This window comes from Synechococcus sp. A15-60 (genome assembly GCF_014280095.1).
In the GTDB taxonomy this organism is placed as follows: domain Bacteria; phylum Cyanobacteriota; class Cyanobacteriia; order PCC-6307; family Cyanobiaceae; genus Synechococcus_C.
Genome location: NZ_CP047933.1, coordinates 232,459 through 254,722, shown reverse-complemented (window position 1 = coordinate 254,722; position 22,264 = coordinate 232,459). Strand labels below are relative to the sequence as shown.

Sequence of the window (22,264 nt, the reverse complement as noted above, 5' to 3'; positions counted from 1 at the left end):
CTCCGCGCCCAAAGGGTTGCGAAGGGTTACGCCGCTGTATCCGTTGCTGCGGGGTCCGCGAACAGATCGAACAGGTCTCTGCAGATGCCACGCAGTTGCTCAGTCTGCGCGGGCTGGGGGAGATGGGTGCCTTCCGGCTGCCAGTCGCCCATCGTGGCCAAGCGCCAGCGCTCACCATCGAAGGTCATGCCGCGCATCAAAACGCCCAGCAGCTCTGGAACAGCAGCATCACCAGCCACCTGGGGTTTCAGACGCAACTGCAGCAACAGACTGCGGCACTCAAGCCGCGGACTCCAGCCGGGGAAATGGAAGGCAAGATCAAGGCTTTCAGTCTCCTGCCAGCGTCTGGTCTGCGCATCGTCACGCCAGGGACTCAGGCTGGCCTGCGCAGCAGGAAACTGGCGGCGCACCAGCGTGATGGTCGACGCCAGTGCTTGCATCCGGTCCACGCTGTGGACTGATTCGCCCGCGTTCACTACAACCTCCCCATTCCACCCAGTGTGATGGGGGACATGGGACGCCGCCGTTACGGTTGCCCCAGTTTCACAAAACCATGACGCGACCGCTGCACTTTGGCCTGCTGGGCGCCATGCCGGAAGAGATCGGCTCCGATCTCAGCCACCTCAAGGATCTGAGCTGCAGCAACCACGGAGACCTCACCATTCACAAGGGATCCCTGGGCGACACGGTCCAGCTCAGCCTGGCCTGGAGCGGCTGGGGCAAGGTGAGCGCTGCACGAGCGGCCACACGCCTGCTCGCCAGCGATCCCAACATCGATCTGTTGGTGTTCACCGGTGTCGCCGGCGCAGCGGATCCGACTCTGCGTCAATGGGACGTGGTGTTAGCCGATGCAATGGTGCAGCACGATATGGATGCCCGGCCCCTATTCCCAAGGTTCACGCTGCCAGCCCTGAACCAGGACCGATTGCAACCGCAGCAGGACTGGTTCAACTGGGCCAAGACCGCTCTGCTGGAGGCCTATGACGCGGGAGGGCTCGAGGGGTTCGCACGGCCCAGCAGCGGCCTGATTGCCACGGGGGACCGATTCATCGGCGATGCCGCAGTGCTGCAGACGCTGCGGGACGATCTCCCAGGCCTGCGGGCCGTTGAGATGGAAGGGGCGGCGGTGGCGCAGGTAGCTGAGCAGGAGGGCATCCCCTGGTTGGTTTTGCGGGTGATTTCTGATGGTGCTGATGAGGCGGCGGCTCAGAGCTTCGAAGACTTCCTTCAACGCTATGAACAACAGGCCTGGCGTCTGATTGAGGCCCTTCTGCAGCGCTGCAACGTGGCTCCCCGACGATGCGCCTAAAGCTTCTGCTCAACCGCGTGCTGCGGTATGGCGTGGTGGGGGGCACTGCAGCGGCCGTGCACCTTGGCGTGCTGCTGCTGCTGGGCCAATGGATCAGCCTCAGCCTGGCCAACCCGATCGCCTTCCTGGCCGCCTCGATCGCGGGCTATCTCGGCCACGCCTTGCTCACCTTCCGGGAAGAGACTGGTGGTAAACAGTTCGCCAGGCGCTGGCTGCTGCTGCAGTACGTGGTCAACATCAGTGTCTGCGCCCTGCTGCCACTGCTCAAGGCACCGACCTTGGTGCTGGTGTTCACCCCCACGGTGCTGAATGCCCTGATCTGGTCGCAGGCTGCGCGATTCAGCCTGCGTCGCAGGGTCGACACCGTCATTCCCCTGCGCCACGCCGATGATCTGGGCCTCAGCCCGGCCACCAACGAGGCCATCCTCAGGCTGGCCGCCAGTGGCCAGCTCGATGGCACAAGCGTGTTGGTGAATGGCCCCGTGGCGGCTGAAGGCGTCACGGCCTGGACCGCACTGGTCGCTGCCCAACCGCACCTGCAATTGGTGCTCCACCTCTGCCTCACCGAAGGGCCCTGCTGTGCCCCGCCTGAGCTGGTGCCGGATCTGGTGAATGCAAGGGGGCACCTCCGCCGTTCCTTCGGTCAATGGCTGCTGCTCTCGCTCTGGCCGCCGAGGCATCCGTCGCGGCGCCGACTGGAACGGCAGCTGGGACTGGAGGTGGAGGCGCAGATCCGGCAATTCCGGAGGCTCTGCGGGAATGGACCGATCCATCTGGACGGGCATCAACACATCCATTTAGTGCCGGTGGTGCTCGATGCGTTGCTGAAGCGGGCCACCACGCAACAGATCACCTGGCTGCGTCGCACCGATGAGCCTCTGCCGACAGGGCTACCGATCTCCGACTGGTGGCGAGCGATTCGGGACGCAGGCCTGCTCAAGTGGGTTGTGCTCCAATGGCTCAGCCGACGCGCCCATCCCGCCATGCGCCGCCATGGCATCGTTAGCAACCAGAGCTTCGCCGGCGTGCTGTTCACCGGTCACATGGCCGGCGCCCCACTGCGCGCGGCATGGTCCACCCTGCGCAGCACCAGCAACGATGCGTCTGGCACACCACCACTGCTGCTGGCCCATCCGGCTGCGCCCCTCGACACCGATCTGGCCCAAGCCGGTTTCGCCGTGTCGGCTCCTTTTGCCGCCTCACCCTGGAGACAGCGGGAATGGCAAGCGCTTCAGGCGTTGTGAATGCGACGGATGAAGTAGTGAGGACGTGACTTCGACTCCACATAAATCCGGCCCACGTATTCGCCAAGCACGCCGATGCCGATGAGCTGGATCCCACCCAAGAACAGCACCGCCACCATCAAAGAGGCGTAGCCCTCCACATCCACGCCGTACAGGATCGTGCGCAGCACCACCACCAGGGCATAGAGAAGGCTGAGGGACGACACCATGACCCCAATGCCGGTCCAAACTTTCAACGGCAGCAAAGAGAACGAAAAAATTCCATCGAAGGCGTAGCCGAACAGCTGCAGAGGGCTCCAAGAGGTCCGCCCTCCTACCCTGCTGATGCGCTGATAAGGCAAATCCACGCTGCGATAGCCCGTCCAGGGCAGCAGACCTTTGGAAAAGCGACTCGATTCACGCAGCTGCGTCACAGCGTTTAGCACGGAGGCATCCAGCAAGCGGAAATCTCCGGCCCCCTCCCGAAGCTCGATGGAGTCCACCACCTTGTTGAACACCCGATAGAACCAGTGGGCACTGGCCACCTTCAGACGGGATTCCTGGTCTTGGTCGTTGCGCACGGCGGTGACCACTTCGGCGCCAGCGTGCCACTCCCGCACCATTGCTTCAATCAACTCAGGCGGATGCTGAAGATCGGAATCAATCAGCACCGCCGCCGCACAGCGGCCATTGACATGGTCCAGCCCGGCCAGCATGGCCGCCTCCTTGCCGAAGTTGCGCGTTAGTTCGAGGAGTATCAGCGGCGCGCCTGGATGATCCTCCATCCAGGCCTTGATCCGTTGAGCCGTGGCATCGGCAGATCCGTCATCGATCAACACCAAATGATCCACACCCGGCACCACCAAGGTGCGGTCTATGAAACGGGCAATCACGTCCTGCTCGTTGAAGCAGGCAGCCACAACCCACACACCTACAGGACTGGGCATGGGTCAGGCAACGGGCAGCTTGGCTTTAAGGATCCCCCATTGAGTCATAGGCTCGCCAAGTGTGATCCCGTTCCGCGGCAACCCTGCAATGGCTCAGTTCGAGAAGCTCACCGCCCCCAGCCAGGGAACACCGATCCGCTTCGAGAACGGACAGCCCGTCGTGACCGACCATCCGATCATTCCCTTCATCCGCGGGGACGGCACGGGCGTGGACATCTGGCCCGCCACCCAGAAGGTGCTCGATGCTGCCGTCGCGAAGGCCTACGGCGGCAGCAAAACCATCGAGTGGTTCAAGGTCTATGCCGGTGATGAAGCTTGCGACCTCTACGGCACGTATCAATACCTGCCGGAGGACACCCTCGAAGCGATTCGCGCCTATGGCGTCGCCATCAAAGGCCCTCTCACCACTCCTGTGGGCGGCGGCATCCGTTCGCTGAACGTGGCCTTGCGCCAGATCTTTGATCTGTATTCCTGCGTGCGTCCCTGCCGCTACTACGAGGGCACCCCCAGCCCCCACAAGCGACCCCAGGATCTCGACGTGATCGTCTACCGGGAGAACACCGAAGACATTTATATGGGTGTGGAGTGGGAAGCCGATGACGCCGTCGGCCAGGAGTTGCGCAAGCATCTGAACGAGGTGGTGATTCCCGCCAACGGCAAGCTGGGCAAGCGCCAGATCCCCGAAGGATCTGGCATCGGCATCAAACCCGTGAGCAAGCACGGCAGCCAGCGCCACATCCGCAAGGCGATCCAGCACGCCCTACGCCTAGAGGGCGACAAGCGTCACGTGACCCTGGTGCACAAGGGCAACATCATGAAATTCACGGAAGGAGCCTTCCGTGACTGGGGCTATGAACTGGCCACCACAGAATTCCGCGACGTGTGCATCACCGAGCGGGAGAGTTGGATCCTCGGCAACCTCGAGACAGACGCCAATCTCAGCGTGCAAGCCAACGCCCGCATGATCGAGCCTGGCTACGACAGCCTCACTCCTGAGAAAAAGGCCGACATCGATGCCGAGGTGCAAGCGGTGATCGACACCATCGGCAACAGCCACGGTGGCGGCAAGTGGAAGGAAATGGTGCTGGTCGACGACCGCATCGCCGACAGCATCTTCCAGCAGATCCAGACCCGGCCACAGGAGTATTCGATCCTGGCCACCCTCAACCTCAACGGCGACTACATCTCCGATGCCGCCGCCGCGATGGTGGGCGGTCTGGGCATGGCCCCCGGCGCCAACATCGGCGAGAACGCCGCCATCTTCGAAGCCACCCACGGCACCGCCCCGAAACACGCCGGCCTTGATCGCATTAACCCCGGTTCGGTGATCCTCAGTGGCGTCATGATGCTGGAGTTCCTGGGCTGGCAGGAGGCCGCCGACCTGGTGACCAAGGGTCTGAGCGCCGCCATCGCCGACAAACAGGTCACCTACGACCTGGCTCGCCTCATGGAGCCAAAGGTGGAACCGGTGAGCTGCAGTGGTTTCGCCGAAGCGATCGTTCAGCGCTTTTGAAACAGGACGCGGACGCGTCGCGTTCGCAGACGTCAGAATCGGTGAATGCATCCGCCGGTCAGCCCAACGTCAAGTGATAGCTGCCTCCCCGGCTTGCCGGAGGGAGTCACCGATCCCTGCGTGCACTGCGGCTTCTGCCTCCCCACCTGTGCCAGCTACCGCGTGTTGGGCACAGAGATGGATTCCCCCCGCGGCCGCATCCACACTCTCAAGGCCATCGCAGCTGGCGAGCTGGAGATGAACGCTACGGTGGCGGGTCATTTCGACAGCTGCCTTGGCTGCTTCGCCTGCGTCAGCGCCTGCCCCTCCGGCGTGCGTTACGACCAGCTGATCGAAGCCACCCGGCCCCGTCTGAATCAGCCCGAACTGCGCACGCCCTGGCAGAACAGCTTCCGCAAGCTGCTACTGGCGGTGTTGCCCTATCCCAAGCGACTGCGCGCTCTGCTCACCCCCCTGCGCGCCTACGCCGGAACTCCGCTGCAGAAGCTGGCCCGCAGCAGCGGTGCTCTGAGGCTGCTTGGCCCCCAGCTAGAAGCGATGGAGGCGCTGCTGCCACCACTGGCGCCGGAAGGATTCTCCGATCGCTACGCCCCCGTCAACCCGGCCATCGGTGCGCACCGCGGCCGGGTGGGGCTGGTGCTCGGCTGCGTGCAGCGCTGTTTTGACCCGGCGGTGAATGCAGCCACAGTGGCGGTGCTGCAGGCCAATGGCTTTGAAGTGGTGATTCCAAGCGATCAGGGTTGCTGCGGAGCCGCAAGCCATCACCAGGGGCAGATGGAACAGACCCGGGAGCTGGCAGCAGACCTGGTGCACCGTTTCCAACACGATGGCGGTGCAGAACCACTCGATGCCGTGCTGGTGGCGGCCTCCGGCTGCGGCCACACGCTTAAGGCCTATGGCGAGATCCTGGGCGACCGCAGCCATTCGTTCGCCTGCCCCGTACAGGACGTGCACGAATTCCTCGCAGAACAAGGCCTCAATCCAGGCTTCCAGGCCTCTCTACAGCCGCTCCAACATGACGATGGAAGCCCAGCATCAGCCGCTCGCCCCCTTGCCGTGGCTTATCACGATGCCTGTCACATGATTCACGGCCAGGGCATCACTGGCCAGCCTCGGCAGTTGCTCCAGGCCATCCCTCATCTGCGGCTTCGGGAAGCCACAGAGGCCGGGGTCTGCTGCGGCAGCGCCGGCATCTACAACCTGGTGCAGCCAGACGAAGCAGCGGAGCTGGGGCGCATCAAGATCGACGACCTCACCGGCACCGGTGCCGAGCTGATCGCAAGCGCCAACATCGGTTGCACCCTGCAGCTGCGCCGGCATCTGGATGGCAGCCCCAATGCGGCATTGGTACGACACCCCATGGAACTGCTGGCCCAAAGCGCCCAGCTGATTTCGGCCTAAGCCGAGTCCAGTCAAGGCACAACACCATCAGACGCCTCGCTCCATCCAGCGCCAGGCTTGCGTCAAGGTCGAGGCATCACCGAGATTCCCCGGGAAGGTGATGATCGGCAGACCCGCGACATCCGCTGCCGCCGAGGGGTCCGCCAACAACTCTCCGCAGATCAGCGGCCGCACCAACGACAACCCCGGCAGCAATTGGCCCTCCAGCTGCACCGCTTCTAGGCCAAGCCCCTCTGCGAGAACTGTTCCGGTGGTGATGCCCCCTTTGCTGATCAGATAACCAAGCTGTGGCACGCAAGGGGCAGCGAGCCGAGCCGTGAGTCGAGCCAGGTCCATGCCGAAGGCCAGACGGCGGCGATCCGCATGGGCGCCCTCCCCGAAGCGCAGCTCACCCCGGCTGGTGTAGAGCACCGGCGTCCGGCCATCGGCCAGCAGCCGCTGCAGGCGCGCCTGCCATTCACGCTCCAGGTCAGCCAGCAGCAAATCCGGGGTACCGCCCTCCAGCACCCGGGCGATGCGGGGCACGGGCAGCTCCAGCCCCTCGCAACGAGGATCCTCCAACAGCAACTCCAGCTGTTGATCGGCCAGGGCCACATGGGATCCCACCAGCACCAGCCCGGGGAGAGGCTGACCCGAGGGATCACAACGCCGCAGAGCCGACAGCCCTTCAGCATCCAACGGCTGGGGGCCGAGGGGCTCCCCCCCGCCATCCACCAAACCATTGATCAGGCTCGCAGCGGAACGAAACAGGAAACGTCGCTGGCCCTGCAACACCGACACGGCCGCCCCCAAGGCATTCAGCTGCTCCTGGTGCTCCGCATCCACCACCACCGGCTGATTGCCATCCAGTGCTTGCAACCAGGACACCAAGGCCCGAAAGGGTCCTTGACCTGCTCCCGAATCCTGGCGACGTGACGCGGCAGCTCGCGAGAGCTGCTCGCCTGTCAGCCGCAGCACCGAACCGGCCGGAATCGCTCCAGCGCTTTTCTCCTCAAGCCAGGCATCCAGGTGACTGGTGCTGTAGCCGAAATTGCCATCGCGGGCGAAGGGTGTGGTGTGCACCGGTTGGCCATGGAGCCGATGCTCGCCATCCACGGTGGTGCGGCCGCCGGGGAGAAACGCCGGGACATGCAGCGTGGCTTGCACAGAGCCGAAGCGATCGGCCAATTCCTGCGCCAGCACCTGCGGCTCCAGCACACCATGACCACGCAAGGTCGAATCACCCCGACTCACCAGCACCAGTTCGCTGGGATCAAGATCTTCGCGCTGAAGCGCCTGCTCCAGTGCCGCCACGATTTCGCGGTTGCGGGCCGCGGCAGCCTCCGGCGGCAGGGCCCGGGTGTTGGCGAGCACAAACAGCAGCGGTGAGGGGTGGCGCAGTCCCCGCTGCAGGGCGTTCACATCCCAACGCAGCAGCAGTGGGCAGCTGTGCACCGTCTGCGATCCGGTGGGATCGTCGTCGATCACAACAATGGTCATGGCACGATCATCTCGTGCATCCCCTGCCCACCATCGCTGACGCCCACGCCGAAACGCTGTTGCTGCCCGACAGTGTCGCCGAGCTCAGAGCATTGGCGCGACAACTGCACAGCGATGGCCAAGCCTGGACCCCGGCAGGACTGACCACACGCCTGGACTGGAGCGCCCCACTCCAGAACACGGGCCCGAACCTCAGCGTTCAACGTCTGAAAGGGGTCATCGACCATGCTGTGGATGACCTGACGATCACAGTGCAGGCCGGTCTGCCGCTGATGGAGCTGCAGGGCCTCCTGGCGGAGCAGCAGCAGTGGCTGCCGGTGGACTGGCCCTGGGGAAGCAGCCTCCAAGCTCCCACCAGTGCCGGGACGGTGGGCGGGCTGATAGCCCGTGGACTCTCCGGAAGCCTGAGGCAGCGCCACATGGGTGTGCGCGATCAGCTGATCGGCATTGGCCTGCTGCGCAGCGACGGAGTCGCGGCCCATGCCGGCGGCCGGGTGGTGAAGAACGTGGCGGGCTATGACCTGATGCGCCTGCTGTGCGGAAGCTGGGGCAGTCTGGCGCTGATCACTGAGATGACCCTGCGGGTGCAGCCGTTGCGCTACCACCGCCGTGCTCTGTTGATTCGCGGGGAAGCCCGTCAGCTGGAACCTGTGCGCGCCACGGTGGTGGGAAGCGGCTTCACGCCCGACTGGATCGACTGGGAACGCACTGCCAACGGCGACTGCTGCCTGCAACTGGGAGTCGCCAGCATCAGCGATAAGGCCGTGCAGGATCAGCTCGATCCAATCGCTCGCCTAGCCGCCGAAGCCGGCCTTGAAACCAGCCCGCAGAACTGGGTTGAAGCGGTCCCCGACCCGATCAGCATTGATCAGCCAACGCCGTGGTTGTTGCGCCTCTGCCTGCCCCCAGCACGCTGCGTTGCATTGCTGACCAGTGAAGCCTGCCAGCAACTGCACGGCTGGCACTGGCGACTGGCGGCAGGCCGGGGCAGTGGAGAGGCCTGGCAGAGCGGCGATGTGGTTAGTCCCGCGGATCAGGTGAAGGCCCTGCGCCAACAGGTGCTCAACCTGGGCGGTGAAATGATCGTGCTGAAGCAACCTGCGAACACCCCTGATCACCAACGGCTACCGGCGTGGCTCGACGCACCATCGAAACCGGTGATCGAAGCGGTCAAACACCAGTTTGATCCCCAGCATCAACTAGCCCGTGGTCGTCTGCCCGGCGTCGCAGCCCCCTTGTGCTGAGAGACCCTCAGCTGACCACGTAGCGGCAACGGAGCGTGGTGCTCTGACCGGCGGCCAGCTCCAACTTGCGATCACCACTGATCAACGCCTGACGCGGGCCGGTCCACGGCTCGAGACAGACCATGGCGCGCGGCGGCTCGGTCCAGACCACGGTGAGATCCATGGGCGCTTGATGGTCCAGCTGCAGGCTCGTGCCAGCGAGTTCATCCACCAGTGTCACCGGACCCGCTGGACGGGTCAGAAAATCAACGCCCTCCGGCAAGCGACCCAGCTGAACGCTGGTGTCCGCCTCGGCCATCTTCAGATGGTTCAGGCAGCGGGGGGGCAGCCCCTCGAAGCGGGTCCGGCCCAAATCCGACACCTCGAAGTAAGGATGCAAACCGAAGCTGAACGGCATCGGCTCGCCACCAGCCTCGGACTGGTTGTGGATGGTGGTAACGATCTCCAGAGCACCGCTCAGGGGGCGGATGGCCATCCCCACCTGAAAGTGGAAGGGGTAGGCCGCCAGCGTCTCAGAGGTGGCCTTCAGGGTGAGCTGAACACCGCTCTGGTCGTCGAGCAAAGCGATGGTCCAGGGCAAGTCGCGGGCAAACCCGTGCTGCTTGAGGGTGACATCACCGCTGGCCAGCGGCAAACGGTCACCGGGAAGGTTTCCGCAGATCGGGAATAGCACAGGGATGCCACCGCGAACGCTCTTGCTGGGATCCGCAAAGCGCTCCTGGTCGAGATACAGAATCTCGCGCTCGTTGCAGCGCCACTCCGTCACCAGGCCACCACGCTCAGGCACCACCCGCAGGCGATCACCTCTGGTGGGATGCACAAACTCCCAGTGAGCGTAAGGAGCTGACTGCTGGCGGAAGGTCATGGCCACAGGACCGGCTATCCCGAGACTGGCCGGAACTTACAGGGACGGCTCGAAATTGGATGTGTTCGGGCTGACGGGCGTTGCCGCCAAAGACTCCAACCAGGACAGCAGCGCGGCATTCACCTGCTCAGGCACTTCGTCGTGGGGACAGTGGCCCGCCTCAAGCACCACCTCCGTGGTGGCCTCTGGTGCATGGCGCTGGAAGCTGGCACGGCGCCCGGCGGCGTTGATCCAGGGATCGCGAATGCCCCAGAGCAACAGAAGCGGCGTGGAGAGGCTGGCGAAGAGTTCGTCGAGGGGCTGGCCCCGGGGAATGTCGAACACGGTGCGGAACACGCCAAAGGCACCGGGATCGAGCGACGGCCGCCGGATCGACTCCACCAACCAATCGTCGATGTTGGTCTTGTCGACATACACCTGATTAAGTGTGCGCCGGATCGTGGACGGACGGCGCAGGTTCTCAAACAGCAGCCGCTGCAGCACCGGGCTTTTCAGCAGCGCGCTGCCGATGGTGCGGCGGGCGATCGCCCCCCATCCCTCCGGCGTTGCCGACTGCTCATCACTAAAGGGACCTGCGGCATTGAGCAACACCACGCCAGCGGCGTGATCCCCCAGGGCCGCCCCCGCCGCCAAGGCCGCAAAGCCCCCCAGGGAGTTGCCCGCGATCACTGTGGGGCGGCCAATGCATTCGCGCACATAGGCCACCAGCTGGTCACGCCAGAGTGCTCCGCCGTAGGCCAGGCCAGCGGGTTTGGCACTGCGTCCGAATCCGAGCAGATCGATGGCATGCACCTCATGGGTGCGCGCCAGCACCGGAATGTTGTGGCGCCAGTGATCCGTGGAAGCCCCAAAACCATGCACCAGCAGCAACGCGGGACGCTGCAGGTGGCCGGTTTCTGGCGTTTCGCGGAGGCCATGCACCGCATGCCCTTGGAACGTCCACCAGGACTGCTGAGCGTCGCGCACCACAACTGCTTCTTTGGGGCGCGATGCTAGGCAGTTCAACCTCCTTTCGCCCTGCCGGGCCGACAGTGCTTCGATGTTCGATGAGACTCCAGGCCTGCTGCTGCAGGGAGCGACACTCAGCGGTGGGTTGTTCTGGGCCATTGCCCTCTATTTGCCATTGAGCGCACCGCTCGGCCGCTTTGAAGCCAGCCTCGAGAGTGGGCCCCTGAACGAAACCTGGCGACAGATCGCCCTGGTGATCAGCAGCCTGCTGCTGGCCCTGGCGGTGGGGTTGGTGATCCAGCTGCTGCTGGGCTGGGCCCTCGGCCCCGGTTGGGCGTCGAGCCTGGCCCTGATCACCATCGGCTGGAGCCTGTTCCTCACCCTGGCTCAAAAGCAGTAATCCTCAGAGCAGACCCACCGGGTTGGCGGCAACGTCGTCATTCACCTTGTCGTCGTCGTCGGGCTTGTCGCCGCCGATCACCAGCCGCAGCAGCACCGGTGCCAGGAAGGTGGTGCCAATTACCATCAACAAAATCGCCGCTTCAAGCGAAGGCGACAGAAGCTTGGCGCTGGTGCCCAGACCGAGAAAGATCAGGCCCACCTCCCCGCGGGGCATCATGCCCAGACCCACCACCAGGCGACGGGTGCTTTCCTTGCTGACGAAGGCCCAACCTGCAGCGATCTTGCCGACGATCGCCACCACCAGCAGGAAGCCGGCCACGATCAGCGCCGAGCGACTGGAGGGATCGGAGGGGTTGATCACAGACAGATCCATGCCGGCACCCACCAGCACGAAGAAGATCGTGGCGAACAGGGTCACGATCGGCAGCACTGCCTGCTGAATGGCGTGGTTGTGCTTAGAGCTGCTGAGGATCAAACCAGCAGCAAAGGCACCCAGAGCCGCCTCCAGCCCAATGGCTGTGGCAGCGAAGCAGCTCAGCGCCAGGATGACAAAGGAGGCCACCAGCACTTCGCCAGGAGCCTTGAGCTTGTCGATCAGCCAATCGAAGGCCGGAGCGGCGGTGCGACTGAGGCCGATGGCCGCCACGACGAACACAGCAGCAGCAGCCACCAGCTTCACAATCGGAGCGATTTCCAGAGATCCGCCGGAGGCGAGGGACACGACCACCGCCAGGATCACAATGCCGAGGATGTCGTCGAGCACGGCTGCCCCGATCACGATATGGCCTTCGCGGGTCTTGAGGTAGCCCAGCTCCCCAAACACACTCGCCGTGATGCCGATGCTGGTGGCGGTCATCGACGCACCCGCGAAAATCGCCGGGATCGCATCCACATGGAACAGGGCCATCAGCCCCCAGGTGCCCAGCGCGAAGGGCAGCACCACGCCCGCCACAGCGACCGTGAAGGCCTGACCACCCACGGCGACCAATTCCTCTAGCTCACTCTCCAAACCGGTGAGGAACAACAAGGCATAGAGACCGATTTCAGCGACGGCTTCTAAGGAAGGGAAGCTCTCGTTATAGATCTCGGCCACGGAGTCGGGCGGGATGCTCACCAACCCACTCACCAGGGTCAACAACCCTTCACTGAGCTGGGCATGGGTGTCCGGGGGCACCAGCAGGTGCAAGCCGGAGGCACCAATGATCACACCCGCTAGCAGCTCACCCAGGATCGTTGGCAACTGAAGCCGCACCAGCACCTCAGCCAGCACTCGGGCCGCCACGAAGATCAACACGAAACGGGCCACCCCGATCAGGGTTTCTGCCATCTCAAAATCGTGGGCTGAGATCTCAGCCAGCAACGGCGTGAGCAGCGGCGACATCGCAGCAGCGAGCATTACAAACTTCGAGTCCTCTCGCGGGACCTTATCGGCAAACGGGTTTCCGCACTGCTCATCAGGACGCTTCCGACAGCGCCTCGCTCCGCCACTGGAGCCTTTGTTTTGAATCGATGGCGACAGACGGTTCAGACCTCGATGTGATGGCTACGTTCGGCGTATCCCCTTCAGTCCAGGACGAATCGGTCTGACCGGAAACCCACAAGGAGTGCCCCGGACCACCGAATCCTGGCCAAGCTCAAACCATCTCCAGGAACACGATGAGCATCTCCGAGCCCCTCGACCTGCGTTTGCCTACCCCCGGGTGCAGCATCGACCCGAAACGCGCAGGCCTCGATGCTGATGCCGTGTTTGACGGCATGACGGAGCACCTGTTCTTCACGCTGGGCAAATTGGCGCCCTCCGCTAGCCGCCATGACCTCTACATGGCCCTGAGTTATGCGGTACGCGACCGGTTGATGGCCCGATTCCTGGCCAGCCGGGAGGCCATCAGGGCAAGACCGCAGAAAACCGTGGCCTACCTCTCAGCTGAATTTCTGATTGGCCCTCAACTGGCCAACAACCTGCTGAACCTGGGAATTCAGGAGGAAGCCGAAGAAGCGCTGAAGCGGTTTGGCGTCGAATCCCTGCAGCAGATCCTGGAAGTGGAGGAGGAACCGGGTCTGGGCAACGGCGGCCTCGGTCGGCTGGCGGCCTGTTACATGGAATCACTGGCGAGCCTGGAAGTCCCGGCCACCGGCTACGGCATCCGCTACGAGTTCGGAATCTTCGATCAGCTGATCCGCGACGGCTGGCAGGTGGAGGTCACCGACAAATGGCTCAAGGGAGGCTGGCCCTGGGAACTGCCTCAACCCGACCAGGCCTGCTTCGTGGGCTTTGGCGGCCGCACCGAGAGCTACATCGACGACAAGGGCAACTACCGCTCGCGCTGGATTCCCTCCGAACACGCGATCGGTGTGCCGCATGATGTGCCGGTGCTCGGCTACCGCGTGAACACCTGCGACCGGCTGCGCCTGTGGCGCGCGGATGCCACCGAGAGCTTCGACTTCTACGCCTTCAACATCGGCGATTACTACGGCGCCGTGGAAGAGAAGGTGGGCAGCGAGACCCTCTCCAAGGTGCTCTATCCGAATGACGGCACCGATGAAGGGCGACGCCTACGCCTCAAGCAACAGCACTTCTTCGTGAGCTGCTCCTTGCAAGACATGCTGCGCAGCCTGGATGAGCGCGGCCTCTCGGTGGAAGATTTCCCCCTGCACTGGACGGTGCAGCTGAATGACACCCACCCCGCCATCGCCGTGGCGGAACTGATGCGTCTGCTGATCGACGACCGCCATCTGGAGTGGGAGAAGGCCTGGGACATCACCACCCGCTCGGTGGCGTACACCAACCACACCCTGCTGCCGGAAGCGCTGGAGAAATGGGACCTCAAGCTGTTCAGCAGCCTGCTGCCACGCCACCTGGAACTGATCTACGAAATCAATCGTCGCTTCCTGCAACAGGTGCGTCTGCGCTACCCCGGCAATGACGCCATTCAGCGCAAGCTATCGATCATTGATGAAGAAGGTGGAAAGGCGGTGCGCATGGCCCATCTGGCCACCATCGGCGCCCACCATGTGAACGGCGTAGCGGCGCTGCACTCAGACCTGGTGAAACAGCAATTGATGCCGGAATTCGCGGCACTGTGGCCGGAGAAATTCACCAACGTCACCAACGGCGTCACCCCACGCCGCTGGATGGCCCTCTCCAATCCCGAACTGGCCACCTTGCTTGATGAGCACGTTGGTCCGGGCTGGATCACCAACATGGAACAGCTACGCGGCCTGGAAGAGCGTCAGCACGACCATGGCTTCCTGGAGCACTGGGGCAGCACCAAGCTGTCGGTGAAGCGCAAGCTTTCCAGCTATATCCACCGCAACACTGGGGTACTGGTGGATCCCTCCAGCCTGTTCGACGTGCAGGTGAAGCGGATTCATGAATACAAGCGCCAGCATCTGAACGCCTTGCAGGTAATCACCCAATACCTTCGGATCAAGAACGGTAAGGCCGATGGCCTAGCGCCACGCACCGTGATCTTCGGAGGCAAGGCCGCGCCTGGCTACTACATGGCCAAGCTGATCATTCGCTTCCTCAATGGCATCGCCGAAACAGTGAACGCCGATCCAGACATGGACGGGCGACTACGGGTGGTGTTCCTGCCGGACTACAACGTGAAGTTGGGCGAGCAGGTGTATCCGGCTTCGGATCTCTCCGAGCAGATCTCCACAGCCGGCAAGGAAGCCTCCGGCACCGGCAACATGAAATTCGCCATGAACGGTGCACTCACGATCGGAACCCTCGATGGTGCCAACGTGGAAATCCGCGAGCGGGTGGGCGACGAGAACTTCTTCCTGTTTGGCAAAACCGTGGAAGAGATTGCGGCCCTCAAGCAGGGCGGCTACCGGCCTTGGGAGCTCATTGCAGCGATGCCCGAGCTGGCGGAAGCGATCCGATTGATCGAGATGGGGCATTTCAGCAACGGCGATGGTGAACTGTTCCGGCCGCTGCTCGACAACCTCACTGGCAACGATCCCTTTTTCGTCATGGCTGACTTCGCCGACTACGTGCGTGCGCAGGATGCGGTGAGCCGCGCCTGGACCGATCGCATGCACTGGAACCGCATGAGCCTCCTGAACGTGGCCCGCACCGGCTTCTTCTCCTCTGATCGCTCGATCCGCGACTACTGCCGCGACATTTGGGACGTGGAGCCAATGCCCGTGGAGATCACCTGCGACGTGCGCTGAGAACCTCAGCATCGACAGCGAAGCCCCGGTGAAATTCACTGGGGCTTTTTAGTGGCCTTATTGAGTGATCTGCAGACCTCAGCTGCGATCAGGAAGATCGGGTGTCTGATGCAGAAGACGGTTCAAGCGCAATCGGTCGGCATTGAGAGGGTCAGGTGCGAGCTCACCGGCGAGCTCGCGGAATTTCTGCTCGATGTCGTCCGGCACACGCACATCAAAAATGCGCTCCATCAGCGCTTCGATGGAAAACAGGTGCGCGTTGATGTTTTCCAGATCAGCCATTGCCTGCTGAAGGGCATCGGCAGGTTCATCAACACCGCCACTGGGGGTGGCATGCACCTGACCTTCAGCGGCGCGAGGGCCATGCAGCTTTTGCAAGTCTTCCAACACCCGACCGGAGAGGGTGCGGAAAGACTGAAGCGCAGCCCAACTCAACTCTTGTTGCTGACGCAGAGTTGGGTTCTCACGAATGAGCCGATCGTGCTCCCGATAGAAGCGTTGACAGTCAGGACACTGACAAGGCTCTTCTGGCACCAGCAACCCGTAGCTCAGGCCCCATCATGACATCCGATCAGGCTGCGAGCGGCGGTTCGGGGGAAATCCCCCCATCGCCGTTCCCACCCTCACCAGGGCGATCGTCGTCATCGCTGTCGGTGACAGCAGGCAGCGGAATTTCAATCGAAGTGACCACCTGGATCACATCGCGCAAGCGCATGGAGTCGGCGAACCAACCCATGGCCTGCTCCGTATCACCACGGCGCTCTGCGTCACTAGCTTGGTCCTCATGTGCTTCGGCCAGCAAGGCCAACCAGCAGAGGCAGCGCGCCTGAACAACCGAGAGGTCGAGCTCGGCAGGCTGCGAGTCAGCGATGCGCTCGCTTTCCTGCTGAACAAGAAGCCGCAACCGGAGATCGTGAAGCTGGGTCATGGCGCCGGTTCCACTACAACAACGCTAGCGAGAGCGTTGCGCCTGACCACCCCACCAAATGTAGTAGCGGATACCGGCTGACGTCTTGGTTGGCACGGGGCTGGCGGGACTCGAACCCACGACCTACGGTTTAGGAAACCGTCGCTCTATCCAGCTGAGCTACAGCCCCCATCAAGCGTCATTATGGGGGCTGAAAGTAGGCGAGGTGATCGCGATCGCACGCCCTCTTCGTGTCGGCGTCGGTTGAGGAAAGTCCGGGCTCCCCGATGGCCAGGCTTGCTGGGTAACGCCCAGTGCGGGTGACCGTGAGGAGAGTGCCACAGAAACACACCGCCGATGGCCGGTTCGCCGGCACAGGCAAGGGTGCAAGGGTGCGGTAAGAGCGCACCAGCAGCATCGAGAGGTGCTGGCTCGGTAAACCCCGGCCGGGAGCAAGGCCTAGGAACGACGGTTGGCCATCTGCCTCGTTTCGCCTTTGTGAGCCGCTCGAGGCCACCGGCAACGGTGGTCCCAGATAGATGATCACCCCCCTTCCTCGGAAGGGAGAACAGAACCCGGCTTACGTCCTGCTTTCAACCCCACTCATAGAAGCCCTGCGTGTTGTTCATCACAGCCTCAGAGGCATCGCCATCCACCTGACCAAGCAACTGCTCCAGATTCAGGTCATTGCCGATGTAAAGCGCCTCCAGAAAACCGTCCGCAAAAATCCCCAAACCCTCCAAGCCATGAGCCGATGCCTGGGACACCGAAATCTGCTCGGTTGTCACACCAAGGATGCGGACGCGGTCAATGGCATCGAGGTCTTCAATCACATCGGCTTTTTCACCATTGGGATTGTTGCCATCTTTCCCGTACCACCAATTCTCCAGATGCTGATCGGACTTAATCACGATCAAATCCTCCTGGCCATCGCGATTGCCGTTGTAGGTATTCCATCCAAAATCCCCCCAGATCTGATCACGTCCATCGCCGCCGTTGATGACATCGCGTCCGTTGCCAGCACGAATGTGATCGTTGCCACCGTTGGTATCAATCAGATCCCAACCGGCTAGACCCTGCGCCCGATCCGTCTGATCACTTCCGCATAAAACAGAGCCCGCAATCTGAACATCCGCCTGATCAGCCGGAAGAATCCCCTCCACATAATCAAGCTGCTTCGCCTCCAAGGTGGTGCCACCAGTTGTGGCACGCACCACCCTGTTCACCGCCAACGTGCGGCTCCATCCCTTGGCATTCACGGTCATGGGCTGACCGGACAAATCCTGACTGCCAGCGCCTGCCAGCAAGCGAGAGGCCACATCGTCCGCACCTCCACCGAGGGGCATCGAGATCGATGGCTTAGTCCAAGCGAATGCCGAGGAATTACCACCAGCACTCAAGCTGCCTCCACCAGAGCCAACACCACCGCCGCCGCCACCGCCGCCGCCTCCACCGCCGCCGCCTCCACCGCCGCCGCCTCCGCCGCCGCCGCCACTACCACTGCTGCTCAAGGATTCGGCGACATCCTGAACCGTCACCGTCACCGTCTGATCAGCGGTATTGGCTGACGGATCCGTGGCACGCACCGTGACCACGTAACTGTTATCAGCATCCGAATCTTGCGGCGACTCGTAATCCGGAGCGCTGGCAAAGCGCAATGCACCGCTGGAGCTGTTGATGGCGAACAGGGATTGATCCACACCACCAGACAAGCTCCAGCTCACACTTTCATCTGCCGTAAAAGTCGCCACCGCAGTGCTGTTTTCATTGATCGATGCCACGGCGGTGGCAGCACCGGCGCTCCCCGAAGGACCGCTGATAGCGGGGGCGGTGGTGTCCACCAACCCCAGCAACGACGACCAGCCTCGGGAGTCGCCGTTAAAGTCCACAAACTCAATGTTGGCGAGCGTGTCGGTGCCATCAGGGCTGCCGCTGCGCAAATCCCGCAGCACGAGGCTGCTGCCGGAGAGGGCGAGCAGATAATCACTGAGGGCGCCGCTGACCAGCAGGGTGTCGGTGCCCAGTCCGCCATCGAAACTGTTGTCTTGGCTGTTGCCGCGGAAGGTGTCGGCACCAGAACCACCGATGGCCGTTTCAATCAGCGTTCCGGGAGCGAAAGTGAGGTTGCCGGTTTTGCCGCCGATATTGGAGGCATACACATTGGTGGCCAACGCATCGGACGGTCTGAGATCAATCAGCTGCGTGGCGGAAAAGCCACTGAAATCCAGCGTGTCATCACCGCCTCCATCCACCACGGTGAAGGCGGTGGTGGGGATCCAATCTTTGAGCTGATTGAACACCGCACTGGCGCTGGCAGTAATCGTGGTGTTGAAGCCATAGGTGGTGTCCCCCCGGAAGGCATTGCTAATGCCGTAGCCCTGCGGTCCATACAGATCGTCCAATGCGATCCAATCCACCACCATCGGGGTGCTCAGATAAGCAAAACTGGCATCGATCGATGTGTTCGACGTTTGATCGAAGTACGACATCATCGAGGCTTGCCACGAGTCGTTCGTGAAATCGGCATCCGTGGCATAACTGCCTGAGCCGTTGTAAAGACCTTGATGCCCTAAACCGAGGCCGTGGCCAATCTCGTGCAGGATCGTTTGAAAGGCGTAATCGCCTAAAACTTCGCTGCCGTAAAACCAACTTGATGCAACATTGATCCAAGAATAATTGATCGCAGTGCCTGAAAAATCGGCGACAGCAAAGGCCCCAGAATCGTTATCACTAAAATCGAAATCTGCGTCAAAGGCATTTGTTTCTTGAAAGTCAATTCCGAGCGTGGCCTCAAAAATCTTGAAGGCCTCATCCACCATGCTGGCGCGGCCAGTCGTCAGACCGTTGGCATCGAACGTATTTCCACTGCTGTTGTAAGTCAGTACCCCAGACTTGGCATGGGTTCCTGACTCCGACAGGTTGAAATTGCGATTGGTCGTGTCCGAGTCAGTCCAGAATTGTGTTTCCAGATAATCCGCCAGTTGGTCGAGAGTCCCCAACGAAGCGGCCGCCAACACCTCCCCGCCCGATCCCTGTTGCGATTGTGACGACGGAACACCACCACACGCGGCGCAAGCGCAACCCGCCGCATGCAACACGCGCTCAACAAGGTCAGGCTGGACCGGATCCGCAAGAACGGCTTCAGGCTGGTGCGGATCGGATGGAACGACCTCAGATGAAACCTTCTCAGCAGCACCGTCGTCTGACAGTGCACTCGCCTCTGCCTCCTCTGGCGGGGCCTGCTCGGGTGCGGTGCCAGCAGGGTCCACCTCCGCTGGGCCTGACACCTCAACCGGCTCGGAAGACTCAACCTGCTCCGACTCAGACCAAGCCGTATTAAGAGCAACTTGGCTAACGCTGACAGCCCCGGCAGGAGCCTCGGCAACCGCCACTGGGGTCGCATCACCCTGGGTCTGATCGCTGCCAATCGCAGGCTCGAGGGTCATGCAAGAGAAATGCTCTCAGTCAATTCATTGATAACAATCAGATGTGACTCAGTTATGAATAAGCATTAATCCAACAAAAAAGCACAAATCCAGCTGGCATGCCTCCATCCCCCGAACCGGTTGCGACGCTTTGGCAAGGCATGGCTCTCGAACCCAACGCTTTGAGTTCCGAACAGGAGGCATGGCTGCAAGAGGCCGTCACCCACACCTCCAGCGGACTGAATCCCCACCACGAGCAGCTGGAGTTCCTGGGAGATGCGGTACTGCGGCTTACGGCCAGCGAATTCATCGCCGCCGCCTACCCCACGATGCCCGTGGGTGAGCGCTCCAGCCTTAGGGCTCAACTGGTGAGCGATCGCTGGCTGGCGGAGCTAGGCGCCATCCTGGAGATCGAACGCTGGTGGCGCATCGGCCCTAAGGCCAGCGGCGACAGCACGGCGGCCGCCACCATCCGCGCCGAACTCAGCGAAGCGCTGATCGGTGCGGTGTACCGGATTGCTGGCACCGCTGCAGTGCAGCACTGGTTGACGCCCCACTGGACCCGCAGCGCTGAAGCGGTGCTGACAGACCCCCACCGCGGCAACAGCAAATCCGCCTTGCAGGAATGGAGCCAGGGGCAGGGTCTTGGCCTGCCGACTTACAGCAGCAACGAGATCAGCCAACGGCACGGCGATCCGCGCCGCTTCCACTGCACGGTGTCCCTGCCGCCCGACCTCAAAGCTGAAGGCTGGGGCAGCTCCCGACGCGACGCTGAACAACAGGCGGCCCGAACGGTCCTGGATCAGCTGGAGGGCGAGTGAGGCAACGCCGGCAACGGCGCACCGCACTGATCACAGTGCACCGCCCCGCGGCGGTGCTCCTGGTGGCCGCACTGGCTGCAGACGCGCAGCCGGTCTTGACGGGCCTGCTGAATCGACTCCACGGTGACGATGCCGGTGGGGATGGCAATGATCCCAAAACCCAGCAGCATCACCACCGCCGCCAGCAACTGCCCCTGCACCGTCTGAGGCACAAAGTCGCCGTAACCCACCGTGGTCATGGTGACGATCGCCCAGTACACCCCCTGCCCCACGGTCTGGAACTGAGTGTCGGGATGATTGCTTTCAAAGACCACCATTAGGTAACCCAGCACCACCTGGGCCATCACCACAAAGAACAGGAACACGCCGATGCGGCGGGCGCTGGCCTTCAGGGCACGGCCGAGCTGCTGAGCTTCATCCATGAAGCGCAGCAGCTTGAACACCCGCAGCACCCTGCCGAACTTGAAGATCCAGAGGATCAAGCCGCTGTTGATCTGGGGCACAAAGAAGAACAGCACCGCTGAAAGGTCGATCAGACCAAAGAAACTGCGCGCATAGGCCAGCGGCTTCGGCGACACCCACAGATGCAGCAGGTAGTCGGCCATGAACACCAAAAGGCAGGCCCGCTCCAGCTCCTCCACCCAGAGGGGAATCTCACCGGGAGACGCCACCCGCATCGGATGGGGTTGCACCAGCAAACCGATCACGCTGAGCAGGATCGTCCCGAAGATCACCAGGTTGTAGATCCGCCCGGCAGGGGTGCCGGACTCCAGCACCACGCGCCGGAGCTGCAGACGCAGGGATTCCGCCATGGGCGTCAGTCGGCGCTGAGATCGCGCAGGCGCAGGGTCACGAGCTTGTCCCAATTACCGCCTTCAAACAGCACGGCGGCTCGGTCATCGCTGATGCGTTGCACAAAGCCGGTGTAGCCGTTGTAGATGGAGCGGGGATCCACCACCTTCACCGTGGCACCAGGCAGGATCGGAACGTCGGAAGCCATGGCAAAGGATCGGTCAAGAACTCAGTATCGCGCGGAAGGATGATGACGTGGCGACTGCTCCTGCTTCCATGACCGCTGACGACTGGCTGCCAGTGGGCAAGGTGGTGGCCGTGCAGGGGCTCAAAGGCGAGCTGCGCATCAACCCCGCCAGTGAATTCCCGGAGCGGTTCACGGAGCCCGGCACCCGCTGGCTGAAAGCCCGGGGCAAGGCGCCGAAGGAAATCGAGCTGACAAGCGGCCGTCAGCTGCCGGGCAAGAGCGTGTTTGTGGTGCGCTTCGCCGGAATCGACAGCCGCGACGCGGCCGAAGCCTTAGTGGGCCAAAGTTTGATGGTGCCGGCGGACGATCGGCCCGAACTGGAGGAGGGCGAGTTCCACCTGCTCGACTTAGTGGGCTTGGAGGCCCGCCTCAGCGCCGATGGGGAAGCGATCGGCAGCGTGAGCGACCTGATCAGTGGCGGCAACGAACTGCTGGAGATCAAAACTCCTGACGGCCGCACGCTGATGGTGCCGTTCGTCGAGGCGATTGTGCCGGAGGTGCACCTCGACGACGGCTGGCTGCTTGTCACCCCACCGCCGGGGTTGCTGGAGCTCTGATTCCC

At 62.6% G+C, this 22,264-nt stretch carries 20 protein-coding genes, 1 tRNA gene and 1 other RNA gene; 10 read left to right on the top strand and 12 right to left on the bottom strand.

Annotation, left to right across the window (positions count from 1 at the left end; translation table 11 throughout):
• Positions 1-26: 26 nt before the first annotated feature.
• The gene (locus SynA1560_RS01160; protein ID WP_255477113.1) at positions 27-440 is read right to left on the bottom strand and encodes a hypothetical protein; all 414 of its coding nucleotides are present in this window, start codon (positions 438-440) and stop codon (positions 27-29) included.
• A 113-nt stretch (positions 441-553) separates the two neighbouring features.
• Between SynA1560_RS01160 and SynA1560_RS01155 the strand changes: the two genes are divergently transcribed.
• Positions 554-1,309: a 5'-methylthioadenosine/adenosylhomocysteine nucleosidase gene (locus SynA1560_RS01155; protein ID WP_186500974.1), complete on the top strand. Its 756-nt coding sequence runs from the start codon at positions 554-556 to the stop codon at positions 1,307-1,309.
• The gene (locus SynA1560_RS01150) at positions 1,300-2,553 is read left to right on the top strand and encodes a ChbG/HpnK family deacetylase (protein ID WP_186500973.1); all 1,254 of its coding nucleotides are present in this window, start codon (positions 1,300-1,302) and stop codon (positions 2,551-2,553) included. Before SynA1560_RS01155 ends, SynA1560_RS01150 begins: the two co-directional genes overlap by 10 nt.
• Here the strand turns inward: SynA1560_RS01150 and SynA1560_RS01145 are convergent.
• A complete protein-coding gene (locus tag SynA1560_RS01145) occupies positions 2,541-3,479 on the bottom strand; it encodes a glycosyltransferase family 2 protein (RefSeq protein WP_186500972.1) in 939 nt (312 codons plus the stop codon). The genes SynA1560_RS01150 and SynA1560_RS01145 overlap by 13 nt on opposite strands.
• Before the next feature lie 88 nt (positions 3,480-3,567).
• Here SynA1560_RS01145 and SynA1560_RS01140 point away from each other — a divergent pair, with 88 nt between their 5' ends.
• Together SynA1560_RS01140 and SynA1560_RS01135 are read left to right on the top strand one after the other, a co-directional pair.
• Positions 3,568-4,992, top strand: coding sequence for an NADP-dependent isocitrate dehydrogenase (locus SynA1560_RS01140; protein WP_186500971.1), 1,425 nt, complete (start codon positions 3,568-3,570; stop codon positions 4,990-4,992).
• 45 nt (positions 4,993-5,037) lie between these two features.
• Positions 5,038-6,393 carry a (Fe-S)-binding protein gene (locus SynA1560_RS01135; protein WP_186500970.1) on the top strand — a complete coding sequence of 452 codons (1,356 nt, stop codon included), beginning with the start codon at positions 5,038-5,040 and terminating at the stop codon, positions 6,391-6,393.
• Positions 6,394-6,420: 27 nt separating this feature from the next.
• Here the strand turns inward: SynA1560_RS01135 and SynA1560_RS01130 are convergent, their stop codons facing one another.
• Positions 6,421-7,872 (bottom strand): four-carbon acid sugar kinase family protein, encoded by a 1,452-nt coding sequence (locus SynA1560_RS01130; protein ID WP_186500969.1) that lies wholly within the window; start codon positions 7,870-7,872, stop codon positions 6,421-6,423.
• A gap of 14 nt (positions 7,873-7,886) precedes the next feature.
• Here SynA1560_RS01130 and SynA1560_RS01125 point away from each other — a divergent pair, with 14 nt between their 5' ends.
• Positions 7,887-9,116 (top strand): FAD-binding oxidoreductase, encoded by a 1,230-nt coding sequence (locus SynA1560_RS01125; RefSeq protein ID WP_255477009.1) that lies wholly within the window; start codon positions 7,887-7,889, stop codon positions 9,114-9,116.
• Positions 9,117-9,123: 7 nt separating this feature from the next.
• Here the strand turns inward: SynA1560_RS01125 and SynA1560_RS01120 are convergent, their stop codons facing one another.
• Positions 9,124-9,981 (bottom strand): galactose mutarotase, encoded by an 858-nt coding sequence (locus SynA1560_RS01120; RefSeq protein ID WP_186500968.1) that lies wholly within the window; start codon positions 9,979-9,981, stop codon positions 9,124-9,126.
• 36 nt (positions 9,982-10,017) lie between these two features.
• Positions 10,018-10,947: an alpha/beta fold hydrolase gene (locus tag SynA1560_RS01115; RefSeq protein ID WP_370523171.1), complete on the bottom strand. Its 930-nt coding sequence runs from the start codon at positions 10,945-10,947 to the stop codon at positions 10,018-10,020.
• Between the two features lie 73 nt (positions 10,948-11,020).
• Here SynA1560_RS01115 and SynA1560_RS01110 point away from each other — a divergent pair, with 73 nt between their 5' ends.
• Positions 11,021-11,329, top strand: coding sequence for a hypothetical protein (locus SynA1560_RS01110; protein WP_186469904.1), 309 nt, complete (start codon positions 11,021-11,023; stop codon positions 11,327-11,329).
• 3 nt (positions 11,330-11,332) lie between these two features.
• Here SynA1560_RS01110 and SynA1560_RS01105 read toward each other — a convergent pair whose 3' ends face one another.
• The gene (locus SynA1560_RS01105; protein WP_186500966.1) at positions 11,333-12,727 is read right to left on the bottom strand and encodes a cation:proton antiporter; all 1,395 of its coding nucleotides are present in this window, start codon (positions 12,725-12,727) and stop codon (positions 11,333-11,335) included.
• Between the two features lie 260 nt (positions 12,728-12,987).
• Between SynA1560_RS01105 and SynA1560_RS01100 the strand changes: the two genes are divergently transcribed.
• Entirely contained in the window at positions 12,988-15,510 is a 2,523-nt protein-coding gene (locus tag SynA1560_RS01100) for a glycogen/starch/alpha-glucan phosphorylase (protein WP_186500965.1), read from the top strand.
• A 78-nt stretch (positions 15,511-15,588) separates the two neighbouring features.
• Here SynA1560_RS01100 and SynA1560_RS01095 read toward each other — a convergent pair whose 3' ends face one another.
• The 3 genes from SynA1560_RS01095 to SynA1560_RS01085 all read right to left on the bottom strand — a co-directional run bounded on the left by SynA1560_RS01095 (position 15,589) and on the right by SynA1560_RS01085 (position 16,607).
• On the bottom strand, positions 15,589-16,044 hold the full coding sequence (locus SynA1560_RS01095; protein ID WP_186500964.1) for a hypothetical protein: 456 nt from the start codon (positions 16,042-16,044) through the stop codon (positions 15,589-15,591).
• A gap of 37 nt (positions 16,045-16,081) precedes the next feature.
• Positions 16,082-16,438 carry a hypothetical protein gene (locus SynA1560_RS01090; protein WP_186469900.1) on the bottom strand — a complete coding sequence of 119 codons (357 nt, stop codon included), beginning with the start codon at positions 16,436-16,438 and terminating at the stop codon, positions 16,082-16,084.
• Between the two features lie 95 nt (positions 16,439-16,533).
• A tRNA-Arg gene (locus SynA1560_RS01085) sits at positions 16,534-16,607 on the bottom strand.
• Between the two features lie 23 nt (positions 16,608-16,630).
• Here SynA1560_RS01085 and rnpB point away from each other — a divergent pair.
• An RNA gene (gene rnpB, locus SynA1560_RS01080) (RNase P RNA component class A) lies at positions 16,631-17,016 on the top strand.
• On the opposite strand, the gene SynA1560_RS01075 is transcribed toward rnpB, so the two are convergent.
• Positions 17,011-19,863, bottom strand: a complete 2,853-nt coding sequence (locus tag SynA1560_RS01075) for a M10 family metallopeptidase C-terminal domain-containing protein (RefSeq protein ID WP_186500963.1) — start codon at positions 19,861-19,863, stop codon at positions 17,011-17,013. The genes rnpB and SynA1560_RS01075 overlap by 6 nt on opposite strands.
• 98 nt (positions 19,864-19,961) lie before the next feature.
• Here SynA1560_RS01075 and SynA1560_RS01070 point away from each other — a divergent pair, with 98 nt between their 5' ends.
• Entirely contained in the window at positions 19,962-20,663 is a 702-nt protein-coding gene (locus tag SynA1560_RS01070; RefSeq protein WP_186500962.1) for a ribonuclease III family protein, read from the top strand.
• Here SynA1560_RS01070 and SynA1560_RS01065 read toward each other — a convergent pair.
• Complete coding sequence (locus SynA1560_RS01065; protein WP_186500961.1) at positions 20,645-21,475, bottom strand: ion transporter; 831 nt, start codon at positions 21,473-21,475, stop codon at positions 20,645-20,647. The genes SynA1560_RS01070 and SynA1560_RS01065 overlap by 19 nt on opposite strands.
• 5 nt (positions 21,476-21,480) lie before the next feature.
• Positions 21,481-21,663, bottom strand: a complete 183-nt coding sequence (locus tag SynA1560_RS01060; RefSeq protein WP_186500960.1) for an NAD(P)H dehydrogenase subunit NdhS — start codon at positions 21,661-21,663, stop codon at positions 21,481-21,483.
• Between the two features lie 68 nt (positions 21,664-21,731).
• On the opposite strand from SynA1560_RS01060, the gene rimM reads away from it, so the two are divergent.
• Positions 21,732-22,259 (top strand): ribosome maturation factor RimM, encoded by a 528-nt coding sequence (gene rimM, locus SynA1560_RS01055; protein WP_186500959.1) that lies wholly within the window; start codon positions 21,732-21,734, stop codon positions 22,257-22,259.
• Positions 22,260-22,264: the final 5 nt, after the last annotated feature.